A 16,314-nucleotide genomic window follows, 5' to 3' on the forward strand; every position below is an offset into this window, starting at 1 on the left:
ATTTAGTACTTTTGTTTGAATTGATACTTTGAAATTCAACAGGAGTATCAAATTTACGATTTAATTATATTTATTAGTATTTATGAAGCTAGAACATATTGGTATTGCCATAAAGTCTTTAGGAGTTTCTGACGAGCTTTTTGCCAGATTATTGGGAAAAGAATCCTATAAAAAAGAATCAGTAGAAAGGGAAGGGGTTGTAACTTCTTTCTATGAAACGGGAGAAAGTAAAATTGAGCTGCTGGAAGCAAGTAATCCTGACAGTCCGATCTCAAAATTCATCGATAAAAAGGGTGAAGGCATCCATCATCTGGCATTTGGCGTTGAAAATATTATGGAAGAAGTGAAAAGACTGAAAAAAGAAGGATTTCAGTTTATCTCCGAAGAACCGAAAGAAGGTGCTGATAATAAATTAGTTGTATTCCTTCATCCGAAGTCTACAAACGGCGTGCTGGTAGAACTTTGCCAAGAAAAGCAATAAAAAATTTTGTAGTGAAAGAAATTTTACTATTTTTGCAAACACAAAATTTAACCAAGTTTTGAGGTCCTATAGCTCAGTTGGTTAGAGCACCTGACTCATAATCAGGTGGTCCCTGGTTCGAGCCCAGGTGGGACCACGGTTTTGAAGATAGACAATTCTTCGAAAATTTTAAAAACCCCTAAAATAGGGGTTTTTTTATGTTTTTATAGTTGCTATTTATAGACAAAAATAGTCATCGTTCCCAAAATAACTTTCCCCTCTTGTTTCCCCCGTAGATTAAACAGCAGTTTTTCGAAAAAAACCTTTATTACCTAATTCTGGTACGATATGACCTAAGGTAAATTTAGAATGAGAAATTAATAGTATAATATAAAATATTGGTTATCAGTTATTTGTATTTTTATATTTAAAATATTATACCTAAATTAGCTGATTTTTTCCTCTTCAAATTCTCTACTATAGTTATTGAGAATATAAACAAACAAATATTTTCGTTATGAATAACTATTCAATTAAAATTGTCAGAAGAACTGATAAACAAAATGCTAAAGGAGAAAATCCACTGATTTTACAAATCATCATTAATTCTCGTTCAAAGAAGATAGGTTTAAAAGAATCTATTGATCCTAAGTTTTGGGATGATAAAAACTCCAAAGCTATTGGTAAAGGATTTAAAAGTTTAAATGTTAAGTTGAATAAAATAAAATCAGACTTAGAAGCGCATTGTAGCTTAAAAGAAGCTGGAGGAGTATCTATTACGTTTGATTTAATTGATCGGTATTTCAAAGGAAAAAGTGACAATGATTTCTATCAACTTTTTGATGAAATTGTTGAAGCTAAAGGGCTTAAAGAAGCTACGGCTTATAAGTATTTGTTGTTAAGAAAAAGACTTAAAAGTTATAAGTCGAATATTTATACTTCAGATATTGACTATAATTTTGTGAAAGGCTTTGACTCATATTTGAAAAAGTTGGAACTGAAAGAAGGTGGTGCTGTTTACAATATGCACAAATGTCTGAAATCTATTATTAATCAAATCTACTTAATGCAGAAAATTAGTTTTTCTCCGTATAATAACTTTAAGTTTAAAGGTCCAAAAGTGAATGATGAGTTTTTACACGAGGAAGAGGTGGTACGTTTAAGAAATCTAGAATTGGATGAAGAACAAATTAAAAAGTATAAATTAACAAAAGATATGTTTCTATTCTCTTGTTATACTGGATTGAGATTTAGTGATTGTGATCAATTATTAGTTAAAAATGTTGATTTAAATAATTCGGTAATTTCAATCGTTCAAAAGAAAACGGATGATATTTTAAAAATTCCTTTTAGCGCACAAGCTAAAAAGGTCTTATGTAAATATATAATCGGTAAAAAGAAAGATGAGAAGATTTTCCCCAGTATTACTAATCAGACTGTTAATAATAAATTAAAGGATTTGGCTGATTTAGCTAAGATTAATAAAAGAGTTCATTTTCATCTCGCTAGACATACGTTTGGGAGTAGCTTAGTGAATTCGTACAATATTCCTTTACCTTTAGTTAGTAAATTATTAGGTCATAAAAATATTTCAAACACTTTAATTTATACGAATTCTAACTTTTCCATACTTAGAGATGCTATGAAAAACTTTAGTTACGGTAAAAAATCGTAATTTCGTAGAAGATAAAAATATAATTAATATAAAAGCGTAAGCTATCGTATTGGTACAAGAAAACCGCTAAACTTCTTAGATAACCAAATTCGATAGGCTTACGCCCGTGTCATCTATTGGCGTGGGCGATAAGTCATATCTGGTTATCGGGTTCTTAGCGGTACCTCTTGTACGGATTGGCTTAAAGTTCCACGCTTTTTCTATGGATTAAATTGCCGTTTTGGAACTGAATGGTTACTAATAATCATGGGAAACTTTTCTTATCTGATTCAGAAAAAATTTCGAGAGCTGAACTCAGAACAACAACGAATCTTCATTAGCGAATTTGAAAGACAAAAGAAATCTGTAGGGATATCTTACTTACTCTGGTTTCTTTTAGGGTGGCACTATGCCTATCTTAAAAAATGGGGTTGGCTGATATTATATATCCTTACAGCAGGAGGTTTTTTTATTGGGGCAATTATTGATCTCTTTAGAATTCCTAAAATGGTTGAACAATATAATAATGATCTTGCTTTAGAGATATTACGGGATATTTCAATCATGTTTCCTGATGAAGGTCGTGATTCAGAGGTTAAAGATGTTAATAAAAAGGCTGTAAATGATCTTTACATCACTCAAAAAACGCAATCAGGAGAAAGTTATTCATTTTATATAATCGTTGGTATAATCATCCTGTTTAGTGTTTCTGCTTTCTTCTTAAAGCCCAATAATACAGAGATGAAAAATAAGATTGTTGATGATATTATGGCTTATCAGCCTCAACTTTTCAAAAATATAAAAGATTTTTTTGCTGGTGAGAAGCTCCGTGAAAGGCAATCCCAGAGCTTTATAACTTTATTTCTATCAGAGAATGGTTATGAAAATAGTAAGGTATATGATGAAGACCTTGTTTTGCTAAGGAAATTAGTCTATAAAGATGAAAATGATAAACAAAATCTGATAACTGCTTATGGCTTCTTGGGTTTTACAAAGATTATATATGAGGATGAAAATCTGAAAGACAGAAAATTTGGAAGTTATAAAAATAAGCGGAAAACAAAACCTTATGAATATAGTGTAATAGAATCGACGAATAAATATCAAAAATTTGAAAGAACTGATTCTAAAGAAAGCCAAGCGCAATCTGAAATGAGAGAAAAAAGTAAAGTATTCCAGAATTCTGAAGTTGAATATCAGCAAGGAGATTCAATCAAAATCAATTAATCATGAAAAACTTAATCGTACTTATCAATCTCTGCATTTTCTCAGTTTTTTACTCCCAGGATTCTTATGAAAACGAGCTTAGGCAGACTAAGTTGTTTGTAAAAGGGGTTTTGAAAAATCAACCGTCAAAAGTTACTGAATACGTTAAGCTGACTGACGGTAGAATAAAACAAAGTAAAACCGATAATCCGCTTGAAGAATTTGAATTTCAATGGGATATGTTTTATAAAATCATTAGAAAAAATAATAAAATTGTCTATATCAGTAAATCTGATGATTTATGGGGGCATATTGGAGATAGCAAAACATCTTATGACTATTACTTCAATGAAGAAGGAATTTTGGTTGGAGCTGAAAAAAGTTTAGATTTTTTTTTGTTAGATACAACGTGTGCTAACCAAGTCAAATATTATGCTTCCTATATGAATGTAAAAGCTGAAAAACTGGAAAAAGCCGAAATATATAAAGATGATAATGGAAATGTTATTGATTTTACTTCCAGAAAATGCAAAAATAGCAAGGCGTATATTCAGAGTATTACCAATAGTTTAGATAAGATCACCTTCAGAAATTTGGAAGGCTTTATGAAGGCTGAGAAAATCAAATATTACAAATAAGATTTGGAAGGAAAAATAAAACAAGAGGAAAGCAAGTAAAAGCATGATATGTTTTACTGCAATACCGAGTAAAATAGAAGTGAAAATAGAAGTCAGAATACAAGAAGAAGCAAGTAAGGGTTTTCTGAAGAGTTTCTATGAAGTCTAAAGGAAAAAGCCCCGATTCTAAAGGGAAAGCGGGCTTTTAAATTTGTATGAGATTGAGTAATACAAGAGAGAAGTTTTAAAAATGTACTAGTGTCATTATTTTTTAATTAAATTTTCAAAATCATTTTTGAGAGTTAATCTTTCCCCTACATTTTTAAGCTTAAAATGTCTAATATGTCCATTTCTTAAAAAACAGTTTGCTATAATAAATATTTCCTTTTCGCCATCTTCTGTTTCAAATTCAGTCTTTTCACAATTTGTTATAATTCTAGTCGTGAATCGACCTTTTTTATCAGTATAGTTAATCTTGTAAAATTTATTCCCTTCCCATTTTAACTTATTAATATTGTTGTAAGAACGGGAAGAATAGTCAGGATATTTTTCCTCAATTAAGTCTTCAAATTTTAAATTTATTTTTTCTATATCTACTTTTTCTAAAAAAGACGATTCGTTTTTATTTGAGAGCAAATCTCTATATAGAATTTTTACACGATGATTTAGCATGATGATATCTTTAATTTCTACTAAAGAAAAATTAAACATATCTTTCTTATCTGGTTCCATTTGGATTTCCCTCGGGATTTTAAATAAATTTTCCTCCTTTATGCCAGCTTTTACAATTTCAATTTTATCGAAATCTATCGAAACTTTTTCAACAATTTTATATGGAATAAGTTCTTCTGAAAAGGTTTGTTTAGTAGGATTAAACCATTTACACTTCAATAAATATTTGCTTGAGTCTTTTTTAATTTCTCCATCGTCTGAATTTCTCCGATCCTTTAAAAATTTGTCGTTTTCAATGACATCTATCACAGTCATCACAGGTGGCAGAAAGTCTAAATATGATTCTGTTCTAAACTTTTCATCATCTTTATCTTTTGACCAACTTATTTTCTTTTTTCCTAATTCTGCATCAGCAGAAAGTAAAACGACAAGATTATCTTTGAAATTAGTCTTTAATGAGGAGTAGTTTTCTGTAGAATTATCTTTTTTTACATCAGATCCTTCAACCCTTTTAATCTCAATTATTTCATTAGTTTTGAACCAATGTTTTTCATAACAAGAATTTTTTGTATTATAAAATGTGCATAAAACTTGACCAGGTAAATTCTCTTTTTCTTCAGAATCAGGATTGTACTTTTTTTGATTTAGAATTTCGGTGACTACCATTATAGGTGGTGTCATCAGTGCATTAGCTCCAATTTTACTATTCAAACTTAAAATAAAAGGATGGTTTTTTAATGATACTAAATTGCCAATTTGGTACGAGTTCATAATTATAGTTAATAGTTTTAATTTTCCTATATTTGATCTGCTCGTAGAAAGTTGATTTTTTACAATTAGTCAGGACTATAGGACTTCGGTCTTACTGCCTTTGGCAGGAAAAAGGTTTGCAATGCAGTATTCCCGTTAGAAGGAATATAATGCACTCAAGCACTAAGATAAGTAATTTAATTGTAATCTCCAAACACATAAATTCTGATATTATTAGGTTTATAACAGGGGCAACATCAATTAGTTGCAATATATCTTTACGAACATTACAATGACTCAATTAATGGGTACTGGTCCGCTTTCCGTTAGGTATGTAAATCTAATAATCATTATTGCTAGAGCTTTCTACGAGTGTTTTTATGAGAATTGAACAAGAAAAGCCTATTTGGATGCAAAGTAAAGGATATTTACATATATCCAAAAGTTTACAGATTTCCAGTAATTGGAGAATCTACAAATCAAAAATCGAAAATCCTAAGTTTATTGCTAAGTATGCTTTTTATCCTCTAATGCACTCAATTATCAAAGAGAGAAAATATAAAAAGGTAGATAAAAATAAATACAACAATAAATCTAATAGATGTCATAATCTAAAGAAACTAGATGGAAGTTTTGAAAAAACGGCTAAAAAAAGACCTCTTCATTACGCAAGTCATTTTGATGCTTTAATTTATGGATATTATGCTTCAAAATTAAATGAATTGTATGAAAAAGAACTGATTAAGGATTCTTCTTTAAATGAATCTGTTAATGCTTACCGAAAGATCCTTTTAGAAGATACCGGAAAAGGTAAAAGTACAATTCATTTTGCAAAAGAAGTTTTTGACCAGATAAAAGAAAGAAGTTTAGAGAGTTCCGAAGTAAGTGTGTTAACATTTGATATCAAAGGTTTTTTTTCTAGTTTAGATCATGAACTTTTGGAAAAAAAATGGGCGACATTAATAGGCGAAAAAGAGCTTCCCAATGACCATAAGAATGTTTTTAAATCTTGTACAGATTTTCGTTATATTTTAAAAGATGATTTAAGAATCAATACTAAAAAGAATGGCAAACGTTCAGGATTTGATGAAAAAAAACTTGCAAAAATAAGAAGAGAAAAAGGGTTTAAATGTTTTTTTGAATCTAATATTGACTTTAGGAATGCTGTAAAAACAGGAAAATTAAGAATATATAAAAATCCTTTCTTTCAACCAAGAGGAGATAGTAAAGTGCAGGTTGGAATTCCACAGGGACTTCCAATAAGCGCTGTCTTAGCCAATCTATATCTCTTAGATTTTGATAAAAGAATTGTTGATTATATAGTAAAAGAACATAAAGGTTTCTATAGAAGGTATTCAGATGATATAATTGTTGTTTGTAACAGTAGTGATGTTGAAAATATAAAAATATTTGTTGAAAAATTAATTCTTGAAAGTAATCTTGAGATAAGTAGTTCTAAAACGGAGCAATTTACTTTTAGACAAGAAATCTATAATGATGCAGGTGATAAAAGATTAACATCTATAAAAATTATGGGTTTCGAGGAAAAAATAGGTAGTCCTTTAATTTATTTAGGATTTGAATTTAGAGGGTATAGTGTCTGTATAAAATCAACAAATTTGGCTAAATTTTATCGCAGATTAATTTCAATTGTAAAAAGAAGAGCCGGACGAGCAAAAAATAATAAAACCCCTTATATCAAAATTGCGATTTTTAAAAATCAGGTAAAAAAATTGTATAAGAAACCTTTACGGGATTTAGACGGGGAAGATAATGAATTAAAACAATCTTTCAGAAATAAAGTGTTTCTTGTTGAAAATAATAAGGGAGAATTTTCTTCAATAGTAAAGTCTTCCAATTATCAAAATAAATCAAATTATATCAGTTATTTAAATAGATGCAAGAAAATCTTTGGAGATGATATTTTTGTTAGGCAACTGAGAAAGAAAGATCATATTCTTAATTCTGCAATAAAGAAACATTTGAGTTGAGGATATTTAAAAAAGGTTGATGTGAATTCTTATTTCTTGATAATGTTCCTCCATTTGCTGAACTTACATAATCAGTAAACCTAATTTAGGCATAATATGACAGAGCGATCAATTGGTCGCTTTTTTCAATGTGTTTTTTTATTGCTGAAAATCAATGCTTTCTGTTTTTGGTATCAAATGACTCCATGAAATAATCCATGCATTTAATGTTACTGCAGTTAATTAAAATAAAAATTGTTTAACAAATAAAATTAAAGCAATGGATAAAAAATTAGTAATGTATGTATTCAAACAAAATCGAAAGTTAAAAAAAGAAATTAAACAGCTGAGAAATCTTATCAATGAAAAATGTAATTTTAAGGAATTATTGACAGTGAAAGAAGCCTGTGAGCATTTTGGGTTTAGTGAAAAAACTTTTTATCGATACAGAGCCATGGGGTTAAAAGTAGTTCAGAAAGGTCGTAATTCAAAAATATACGTTAGAGTAATTGATGTTGAAAAATTCTTAAATAAATAAAAAATGGTTGATAGAATAAAATTTGTTGTAGATAATGCAGATTTAAGTGATGAAATTCTTAATGAAAAATTCTTTAAAAGCAGACCTAATAAAGAAGGTACAATAGTTTATACTTATAAAAATAATCACATTGAAGAAGATATTAATGAAGATGAAACGGATGATGATAAAGTAATTTTGAAAAGCAGATATAGCAAATATTTGTATGTTCAGTATGTTCAATATAAAATATCAAAAAGGTTACCTAACGTTGACTATAATGTAAAAAACAAATTAATTATTCATAGAAATATCAGGAAAGATTGGTTTGGAAATGGAAGACTCGCTGATTTGGGGTACAAATCGTTTGTGAAGAAGATTAATAGTTATGCTGAAGAATTTCAAATAGATAATAAACGCTTGTGGAATGCTAGAGTGACCAAAATAGAACTAGGAGTAACTTTGAGATTACCAATTAAAATGAATGGAATTTTAAGTTGTTTCAATAGTTTTAGTGGACTAACAGAAAAGAATATCTACGGAAAGGATGGGGTGAGCTTTATTGGTAATAATTTTTCAGTTTCATTTTATGACAAAATAGAGAAAATGGATAAAAATAATGAGCTTTTCATTAAGTCAAAGAATAAGAGGAAACTGAAAGATAAAGTAACAAAGAACAATTATTTTTTACGTTTTGAACTTAAGGTGGAAAAAGTGAGTGGTTTTTACAATAAAAATTTCGATGATAAAATTAATCATTTATCTAAAATCAGAGATAATTGGAACTATCTGCTTTACTCAGTAGGAAATTTATACCAACAAATAAAATATATTGATGTTGTATCTCCAGAAGTTATGGATCTGATTAAAGGCGAAGAAAAAAAGCCGATGGATAATTTATTGAAATTTCAAGGAATTAAAAGTATTACACCAGACGTTTTTTTTGAGGAATTGTTACCTCAGATGAAGAAAGAAAAGCAATCAAAATTTAAAAAGGAATACAGAGAATTTTATAATGATTATGAGCGAAAATTCAGACATGGTTTCAAGGAAGAATTTCGAGCTAAATTAGACGAGAAAATTGACTCATTACTCAGAAGCTCTTAGTATAAAGAGTAATATAATACTTAAATTAGGTATAAATATATTATATGGGTAAAGGGTATAAGGAAGCTAGGAAAGTTTCTTGTTAAATCGAGTAAAATAATATTGGGCTATCGTGTAAAGAATAAGATAGGGAATCTACAATAGCTCATTAAGTAGTTTTTTTCAACCTGTATTCAAATTAATAACCACGAGGAGGTTAATTAATAAGGCAAATTTCGATGTTCTTCTTTCAGTAATATATTTTCTTATTATGGTACTTAAAATAGAATTTTTGCCCTTAAAAATAATTTTTAAAAATGTGATGAGTGGTTCTCTTTATAACATTTTTATTGAATCGTAATTTAAATACACAGTACTGCTTGATTGGAAAATTTTAAGATTGGTTTGCTCAATAATTAAAATATGATGTAAAATTTCATTTTCATATTTAAAAATATATTACGACATCTTTTGTCGCTTCCTTGTATTAGATTTGTAATTAGAAATATAAACATTGAGAAATTAATTAAGGGTCCTAAATTATAAAGTTCTCTCTGGTAGTAATATTGATATTGGTTTTTAAAGCTTATGAAAATAAATTACTATATTAAGTTCTTTCTACTCTTGCAAAATAATTTATAAATATAAACTAATAAATATAATTTATGAAAACTCAATTTGAAACTGATTTAGAAAAACACTTGAAAATATTTAACACTTCTCCCTACTTATTTATAGGCTCAGGTTTCTCAACTAGATATATAAAAACGGAAGGTTGGGGAAGTTTATTAGATAATGTTTCAAAAGAGATAAAATTATCTAAAAACTTTCATTACTACAAATCAAAAGCGGGAAATGATTTTCCTTTGGTCTCGACTTACATGGCAGCAGACCTGTTTGATAACTGGTGGAACTCTGATATTTTTGAAGAAAGTAGAATAGATTTTGAAAAACATTCTATTAATACGGAAAGTCCTTTCAAATTTGAAATCTGTAAATATTTATCAAAAAATAATTATGAAATAGATCCAGATTATGAAGAGGAATACAGGCTATTTAAGAAGATTAATATTGAGGGTATATTAACTACTAATTGGGACTTGCTTTTGGAAAAAACTTTTACTGATTTTAACGTTTTTATTGGGCAGGAAAAACTGATTTTTAATAACTCCTTTGATGTAGGAGAAATATATAAAATACATGGGTGTGTTAGTGAACCTAATAGTTTAGTAGTCTCAAAAAGTGATTATGATTTATTTCACGAAAAAAATCCGTACTTAGCAGCTAAATTATTAACTATTTTCATGGAGCACCCTATAATTTTTATTGGGTATAAAATTGGTGATGCTAATATTCACACTATCTTAGAATCTATAATTAATATATTAGATGAAGAAAATATAGATAAACTTAAAGATAGATTAATTTTCTGTGAAAGAGATAATTCAATTACAGAAACGAGCATTACTGATGGTAATTACTTGATTGGTAATGGAAGAATAAATTTGCCTATAAAAAGAATAAGATATAAATCATTAAATGAACTTTACAGTGTTTTAGCTAATAATAATAGAAGACTTCCCCTGAAAATTTTAAGGCATATGAAGGAAATGGTTTATGATTTTGTAAAAAGCTCTAAGCCAAAAAGTAAGATTTATCTCGCAGATGATACAAATATCGATGATTTGGATTTAGAAAATGTAGAATTTGTATATGGTTTTGGCTTGAAAGATGCTCTAGCAAGTCGAGGTATAAAAGGTATTGATTCCAGAGATTTATTAATAGATTCTATTGAAGATGATTTAAATTTTGATCCATTATCTGTTAGTAAGAATGCACTATCTGAAATGCAAGGAAAATATTTACCGTATTTTAAGTATTTAAGGAATGCCAATCTTTTAAACGATGAAGGATTAATTCCTGCGAATGATGAAACCAAAGAGCTTTCGCCTGACTTCATAAACTTAATAAATAATATAAAGGAAACTGATTTTTATCCCTCTAATAATTATTTATTAAAAAAAGATTATGTTAATGATACATACAATTCTGTTTCCGAACTAATTGCTAATGAAATCGAAAGACATCAAATATTGTATATACCATTATTAGAAATTAATAAAATTAACGTTGAAGAACTATACTCTTTTATTAAAGCAAAAAATTTAAAAAAAGAGGATTTAAATACATCTTTAAGAAAATTAATTTGTTTATACGACTATCTAAAATATAAGCTTCAGAGATAAGTTTTGTATTTTTTAAAAATTCTTAATAAATAGGTTATAATAGAGCCAAAAGAAGCTGGTTTATTTGATAATTTTTTAAAAGCAAATAAATCTTATTAATTGAATTCAAATTAATAAGATTTACAAAACCAAGGGAGGGACAAGACCTTCTTCTCCTATTGGGAATAGGGAGATGTTTTCTTGTTTCAATCTCCCTATTCTTTATTAATGATTAGTATTCTAATCCCATAGGTAGGAAGTAATAAAAATACTACTTCGTAGCAAGAAATAAAGCTACTAGCTTTATAACTGCCCAAGTTAACGTTCTCACGAACCGTGAGGAAATTTTGACATCTAACTTCAATCGCATGGCTCAAAAAGTATTAGTTAAAATTACCTCCCTTAGTATTTGTAGGTTTACAAATATAATATAAGAATTTTAGAAAATGAATGTTTAGATACTATATCAATTAATTTAATCAGCAAATTCAACGTAAATGTGAAGAAATATTGAATGTTAATCGAGAAGCTTTTGTTAATATTGAGGACGTATGCATATATCTTTTGATTAAAAGCTCCTTAAAAAAACAAATTATACAATTATTAAAAATAATTTTTCCCCTATACTTTCCCCTTTTTAAATACAATTGCTTGAAATTCCCATAAATAAAGGAAAAAATAAAAAATATTCGAGCCCAGGTGGGACCACAATAAATCAAGCACTTACAGAAATGTGGGTGCTTTTTTATTTCCTTTTAAAGGTAAATGAATATTTTTGTAGAGTATAGAAAAATTAATGAAACAGATATTTTTACTTTTATTTACCTTCCTTTACAGTCTATTTTTTACTCAAAACAAAATTGATAGTTTAAGACTATGGAATTATGAAGAGTTAAAAAATAAATTTACCATTTATGATGAAGATAACAAGAGATTAGAAGCTAGAGCTGTTTCTCAATACTATTTAACAAAAGCAAAAAAGGAAAAAAATATTCTTGAAATTGCAGAAGGTTATAATCTTATGCATTTAACTGAAGATTTCCCATTGGCGTTAAAATATATTGATAGTCTGGCCATGATTACAAAAAATGTAAAAGGAGATATATACCCTGCCAGAACATTTATCATAAAAGGAAACCTATATTATAAGTATGGTAACTTAAAAGCTGCCCTTGATAATTATATTTTAGGTTTAGAGTATTCAAAAAAGCAAAAAAATGTAAAGCAGATAGCTTATGCAAATATGAATATTGCCTATTTGAATAGTTATATGGGAAGAAATAAAGAAGCTGCAAAAATTTTTAGATATCATTTATTGAACTCCCAAAATATAACAGATGAATATCAGCATGATCAAATGCGGGTAAGTCTTGTCTACTGCTATATTAAAATAAATAAAATTGATTCTGCCGGTTTTTTTATTCAGGAAGGTCTCAATTCTCCTTTTGTGCGAAAGAATAAATATAATATGAATCAATATTTATATTTATCCGGTCAGCTCAATCTTGCAACTAAAAACTATCAGACAGCTATTGCTGAACTAACAAAGGCATATGCTTACTTTTCAAGTATTAATGATAACAATCAAAATTATGTATTATATAGCCTTGGAAAATGTTATAATGAATTAAATAATAAGCAAGAGGCGATAAAATATTTCACTGAAATAGATTCCAATATCAAAAAAACAGAGATTACCTTTCCGGAATTGACAGATATATATACTTTTCTAATAGATTATTATAGAGAAAGTGGCGATAAGGAAAAACAACTCTATTATATTGACCGTTTTCTAAAAGTTGACAAAAAACTAGATGAACAATTTCGATATTTATCAACAGAGTTGCACCAAAAATATGATACCCCCAATCTTCTGCAGGAAAAAGAAGATATAATAAAGGAATTAAAAAATAAAAAAACATTTTTGTATGTTTCCGTTAGTGTCTTAACATTAATATTATTTTTTCTTACTTATTTTTATTATAAATCTAAAAAAGGCGAAAAAAAACATCAAAAAATTGCTCAGGATTTAATTCATTTAATTGAAAAAAGAAGTCCAGAAACAATTCAACATCAAAACGGAAAACAAATAGAAATATATCAGCCGGTAAAAGTTGAAAGCGGCAGCAAAACAAATAAAGCTCTTCCCGAAGAGGTTGTTCAATCTATTTTAAAGGATTTGGATACTTTTGAAAACAAGCTTCATTTTTTAAAAAATGGTATTACATTAACAAGTCTGGCAAAAAATATAAAAACCAATACTGGCTATCTGTCAGAAATCATCAACAATCATAAAGGTAAAAATTTCACAACTTATCTTAATGATTTACGTATTGATTATGCGTTAGATCAACTTGTAAAAGATAAAAAATTTCGTTCCTATAAATTACCGGTTATTGCTGAAGAAATAGGTTATAATAACGTACAGGCATTTTCGATTGCGTTTAAGAAAAAAACAGGAACTACTCCATCTATTTATATTAAAGAGATTGAGAAATCAATTTCACATTAAAATAAAACACATATAGTTTTAGTATAGAACGTATTTTCTGCATAATTCAAATAATTTTTATTTATCAAAGATTCACTTAAGAATCAAAATCGGTAATTTATATCTGTCAAACTGACTTATAATAGTAAGCAAATGATTATTATCTACAGGTGTTGTCCAGCCTGTAGTTCTGTTTTGGAGTCCTAAACTGTTTTTATCAAGAGAAATTTCACTTTCAAAAACTAATACATTGTCGGAGTATACATACATTTTACTTTGTATTGTTGAGACATCTGAATTGTTATACCTGAAATTACAATTAAGCAGATCGTGTATCAAAGCTGTATTGTCAGACTTTAAAACTTTCCATTTAGGAATTGTGGGGCTGAGATTTTTTCGGTCTTCCTGAGTTAAAGTAATATATACAGCCATATTTTGAGAACTTTTCAGTTCAGGAATATCTTTTAATTTAAATACCTGATCAGGTTTAAAGTGAATAGATTCAGGATCTTTCACAGCTGTTAAGGCTATGATCATTGGGTTATAGAAAAAATATCCGGTTATTAAGAGAAATAGCGAAAGAATGATTTTTTTAGTCATATCATTAATCATAATTATTAGCCTGGTGAATGTAATAAAAAAGCAGAACAACTTTTAAAAATATTTACATAAATTCCCACTCTTATTTTCTTAAAAAGAGACATTTTATACTTTTAAATTTCCTATGCACAACATTAAACATTTGTTTAAAAAATCATAAAATACATTTAAAATTCAGTTAACAGCCTTCTTCCACAGATACCGTTGCTTTGCAAAAAAAGTAATGATGGAAAACAACAACCAATTCAACAGAAGAAGATTTCTTAAAAATTCACTATTGGCAGCCGGAGGGATTTTCATTGCCCCTTTAATTGAAAGCTGTAGCGATGATTTCACTGAAAACGGTAATGCTCCTGACGATCTTAAAAACGGAGGATTTGAATCCGGAGTAGCAAGCTTTGATCCAAGCGCTACGGGAATCATCATCTGGACAAGATATTCTAAGGGTACAGATGCGGAAATTACATGGGAGATCAGTAAAAACAGCAACTTTTCAGAAGTGGTAAGAAGAGGCCAGGCCAATGCTACTGGAGTGAATGACTTTACGGTAGCCGTAGATGTGCAGAATATCTCTTCCAATACAAAATATTACTACAGATTCTATAATATCAAAACTAAAGAAGCAAGTGTAACAGGGGAAACCCTTACTTTGCCTTCAAAATCAGATGCTGTAAATGATGTGAAAATGGCTGTGGTGTCATGTTCCAATTTTCCTGCAGGACTTTTCAATGTCTATGGGGCGATTGCTAAATCTGAAGCCGATGTAGTGGTACATCTTGGAGATTACATCTATGAATATGCTCCGGGACAATATGGAACAAACCCTTATACCAATCAATTAGGAAGAGCCCATCAGCCGGCTAAGGAAATTCTTAACCTCAGCGATTACAGAGAACGTTACAGACAGTACAGAGGTGACAAAAACCTTCAGCTTCTTCATCAGAAAAAACCATTTATCTGTGTTTGGGATGACCATGAATTTGCCAATGATACCTATAAAACCGGAGCAGAAAATCATCAACCGAATGAAGGTGATTTCCAGGTTAGAAAAATGGCAGCTTTCCAAGCGTACAGTGAATATATTCCTCTTAAAACGGGGAAAGATATGAGAATTTACAGAAGCTTCAACTTCGGAAATGTCGTTTCTCTTTACATGATGGACACGAGGGTGATTGCAAGAGATAAACAAATGGAATATTCTGATTATCTCGATAATGCTGGAAATTTCAATCAGGTACAATTTAAAACAGACTTTCTGAGTAGCAGCAGAAAACTGATCGGGAACGAACAGATGTCATGGCTGGGTTCTCAGATCAATGGAGATACTGCAAAATGGAAAGTACTCGGACAGCAGATTTTAATGACTAAAATGATGGTTCCTGCAGAGCTTCTGATGTTACTGAATCAGATTTTAGCAGAAATAAAACAACATGGAAGCGCACAGCCGGCCACCATGCAGGCTCTTCAGAATACCATCACACAATTAATTATTCTTAAGACAAGACACCAACAGCAGGATCCGACATTAACACCACAGGAAATTGCAAGAATCACAACTACTTTGCCGTATAATTTGGATGCGTGGGATGGATATTTCATAGAAAGAGAACAGCTGTATTCCCTTCTTGCAGGGAAAAATGTAGTGGTATTGGCAGGAGATACCCACAATGCGTGGTTAGGAAAGTTAACTGATGCTCAAGGCAAATTTATCGGAACCGAACTGGCGTGCAGCTCCGTTTCTTCTCCGGGATTGGAAGGCTATCTGGGAATCACGTCTGATCCTACAAAAGCAATAGAACTGGCGCAGGCTTTTTCATTACTGATTGATGATCTTGATTATGCCAATCTCTATAAAAGAGGGTATCTGCATGTGAAATTTACAATGGGAAGTTCCGTGGCAGAATGGAGATTTGTAGACAATGTCATCTCCGATACGTACAATACAACGACAGAAAAAACACATACGATTTCATAGTTTCAATTTAATTATATCTTATTTTCAATTTAGTAAAAAGAGTCATGGTGTGCCACTATGGCTCTTTTATGGTATTTACTTTTTTCGTATC

Annotated in this window: 12 protein-coding genes and 1 tRNA gene; 11 read left to right on the forward strand and 2 right to left on the reverse strand. The window is 29.5% G+C overall.

Annotation, left to right across the window (positions count from 1 at the left end):
* The first annotated feature begins 82 nt into the window (after window positions 1-82).
* From mce to LC457_RS17670, 5 genes are all read left to right on the forward strand, one after another.
* A complete protein-coding gene (mce, locus tag LC457_RS17650) occupies window positions 83-481 on the forward strand; it encodes a methylmalonyl-CoA epimerase (RefSeq protein WP_223601058.1) in 399 nt (132 codons plus the stop codon).
* A gap of 62 nt (window positions 482-543) precedes the next feature.
* Window positions 544-617 (forward strand) — tRNA-Ile (locus LC457_RS17655).
* Between the two features lie 360 nt (window positions 618-977).
* Window positions 978-2,135 carry a site-specific integrase gene (locus LC457_RS17660; protein WP_223601059.1) on the forward strand — a complete coding sequence of 386 codons (1,158 nt, stop codon included), beginning with the start codon at window positions 978-980 and terminating at the stop codon, window positions 2,133-2,135.
* 246 nt (window positions 2,136-2,381) lie between these two features.
* Window positions 2,382-3,341, forward strand: coding sequence for a TM2 domain-containing protein (locus tag LC457_RS17665; protein WP_223601060.1), 960 nt, complete (start codon window positions 2,382-2,384; stop codon window positions 3,339-3,341).
* A 2-nt stretch (window positions 3,342-3,343) separates the two neighbouring features.
* Window positions 3,344-3,958 (forward strand): hypothetical protein, encoded by a 615-nt coding sequence (locus LC457_RS17670; RefSeq protein ID WP_101240819.1) that lies wholly within the window; start codon window positions 3,344-3,346, stop codon window positions 3,956-3,958.
* Window positions 3,959-4,201: 243 nt separating this feature from the next.
* Here LC457_RS17670 and LC457_RS17675 read toward each other — a convergent pair whose 3' ends face one another.
* Window positions 4,202-5,380 carry a hypothetical protein gene (locus LC457_RS17675; RefSeq protein WP_223601061.1) on the reverse strand — a complete coding sequence of 393 codons (1,179 nt, stop codon included), beginning with the start codon at window positions 5,378-5,380 and terminating at the stop codon, window positions 4,202-4,204.
* A 359-nt stretch (window positions 5,381-5,739) separates the two neighbouring features.
* Here LC457_RS17675 and LC457_RS17680 point away from each other — a divergent pair, with 359 nt between their 5' ends.
* The 5 genes from LC457_RS17680 (at window position 5,740) to LC457_RS17700 (ending at window position 13,669) form a co-directional block, all read left to right on the forward strand.
* The gene (locus tag LC457_RS17680; RefSeq protein WP_223601062.1) at window positions 5,740-7,350 is read left to right on the forward strand and encodes a reverse transcriptase/maturase family protein; all 1,611 of its coding nucleotides are present in this window, start codon (window positions 5,740-5,742) and stop codon (window positions 7,348-7,350) included.
* Window positions 7,351-7,609: 259 nt separating this feature from the next.
* Window positions 7,610-7,867 (forward strand): helix-turn-helix domain-containing protein, encoded by a 258-nt coding sequence (locus tag LC457_RS17685; RefSeq protein ID WP_223601063.1) that lies wholly within the window; start codon window positions 7,610-7,612, stop codon window positions 7,865-7,867.
* Window positions 7,868-7,870: 3 nt separating this feature from the next.
* Complete coding sequence (locus LC457_RS17690) at window positions 7,871-8,953, forward strand: hypothetical protein (protein WP_223601064.1); 1,083 nt, start codon at window positions 7,871-7,873, stop codon at window positions 8,951-8,953.
* Window positions 8,954-9,597: 644 nt separating this feature from the next.
* A complete protein-coding gene (locus LC457_RS17695; protein WP_223601065.1) occupies window positions 9,598-11,178 on the forward strand; it encodes an SIR2 family protein in 1,581 nt (526 codons plus the stop codon).
* A 775-nt stretch (window positions 11,179-11,953) separates the two neighbouring features.
* The gene (locus LC457_RS17700; RefSeq protein ID WP_223601066.1) at window positions 11,954-13,669 is read left to right on the forward strand and encodes a helix-turn-helix domain-containing protein; all 1,716 of its coding nucleotides are present in this window, start codon (window positions 11,954-11,956) and stop codon (window positions 13,667-13,669) included.
* A 72-nt stretch (window positions 13,670-13,741) separates the two neighbouring features.
* Here LC457_RS17700 and LC457_RS17705 read toward each other — a convergent pair whose 3' ends face one another.
* Complete coding sequence (locus tag LC457_RS17705; protein ID WP_223601067.1) at window positions 13,742-14,185, reverse strand: hypothetical protein; 444 nt, start codon at window positions 14,183-14,185, stop codon at window positions 13,742-13,744.
* A 286-nt stretch (window positions 14,186-14,471) separates the two neighbouring features.
* On the opposite strand from LC457_RS17705, the gene LC457_RS17710 reads away from it, so the two are divergent.
* The gene (locus tag LC457_RS17710) at window positions 14,472-16,223 is read left to right on the forward strand and encodes an alkaline phosphatase (protein WP_223601068.1); all 1,752 of its coding nucleotides are present in this window, start codon (window positions 14,472-14,474) and stop codon (window positions 16,221-16,223) included.
* The last annotated feature ends 91 nt before the right edge of the window (window positions 16,224-16,314 follow it).

The sequence above is a fragment of the Chryseobacterium sp. GVT01B genome (assembly GCF_019970045.1).
Lineage (GTDB): Bacteria > Bacteroidota > Bacteroidia > Flavobacteriales > Weeksellaceae > Chryseobacterium.

Bases quoted from the DNA above. Each gene is read 5' to 3' on its own strand.
- LC457_RS17695 (WP_223601065.1), top strand. From the start codon at position 9,598: ATGAAAACTCAATTTGAAACTGATTTAGAAAAACACTTGAAAATATTT.
- LC457_RS17670 (WP_101240819.1), top strand. From the start codon at position 3,344: ATGAAAAACTTAATCGTACTTATCAATCTCTGCATTTTCTCAGTTTTT.
- LC457_RS17705 (WP_223601067.1), bottom strand. From the start codon at position 14,185: ATGATCATAGCCTTAACAGCTGTGAAAGATCCTGAATCTATTCACTTT.
- LC457_RS17660 (WP_223601059.1), top strand. From the start codon at position 978: ATGAATAACTATTCAATTAAAATTGTCAGAAGAACTGATAAACAAAAT.
- LC457_RS17665 (WP_223601060.1), top strand. From the start codon at position 2,382: ATGGGAAACTTTTCTTATCTGATTCAGAAAAAATTTCGAGAGCTGAAC.
- LC457_RS17675 (WP_223601061.1), bottom strand. From the start codon at position 5,380: ATGAACTCGTACCAAATTGGCAATTTAGTATCATTAAAAAACCATCCT.
- LC457_RS17680 (WP_223601062.1), top strand. From the start codon at position 5,740: ATGAGAATTGAACAAGAAAAGCCTATTTGGATGCAAAGTAAAGGATAT.
- mce (WP_223601058.1), top strand. From the start codon at position 83: ATGAAGCTAGAACATATTGGTATTGCCATAAAGTCTTTAGGAGTTTCT.
- LC457_RS17700 (WP_223601066.1), top strand. From the start codon at position 11,954: ATGAAACAGATATTTTTACTTTTATTTACCTTCCTTTACAGTCTATTT.
- LC457_RS17690 (WP_223601064.1), top strand. From the start codon at position 7,871: ATGGTTGATAGAATAAAATTTGTTGTAGATAATGCAGATTTAAGTGAT.
- LC457_RS17710 (WP_223601068.1), top strand. From the start codon at position 14,472: ATGATGGAAAACAACAACCAATTCAACAGAAGAAGATTTCTTAAAAAT.
- LC457_RS17685 (WP_223601063.1), top strand. From the start codon at position 7,610: ATGGATAAAAAATTAGTAATGTATGTATTCAAACAAAATCGAAAGTTA.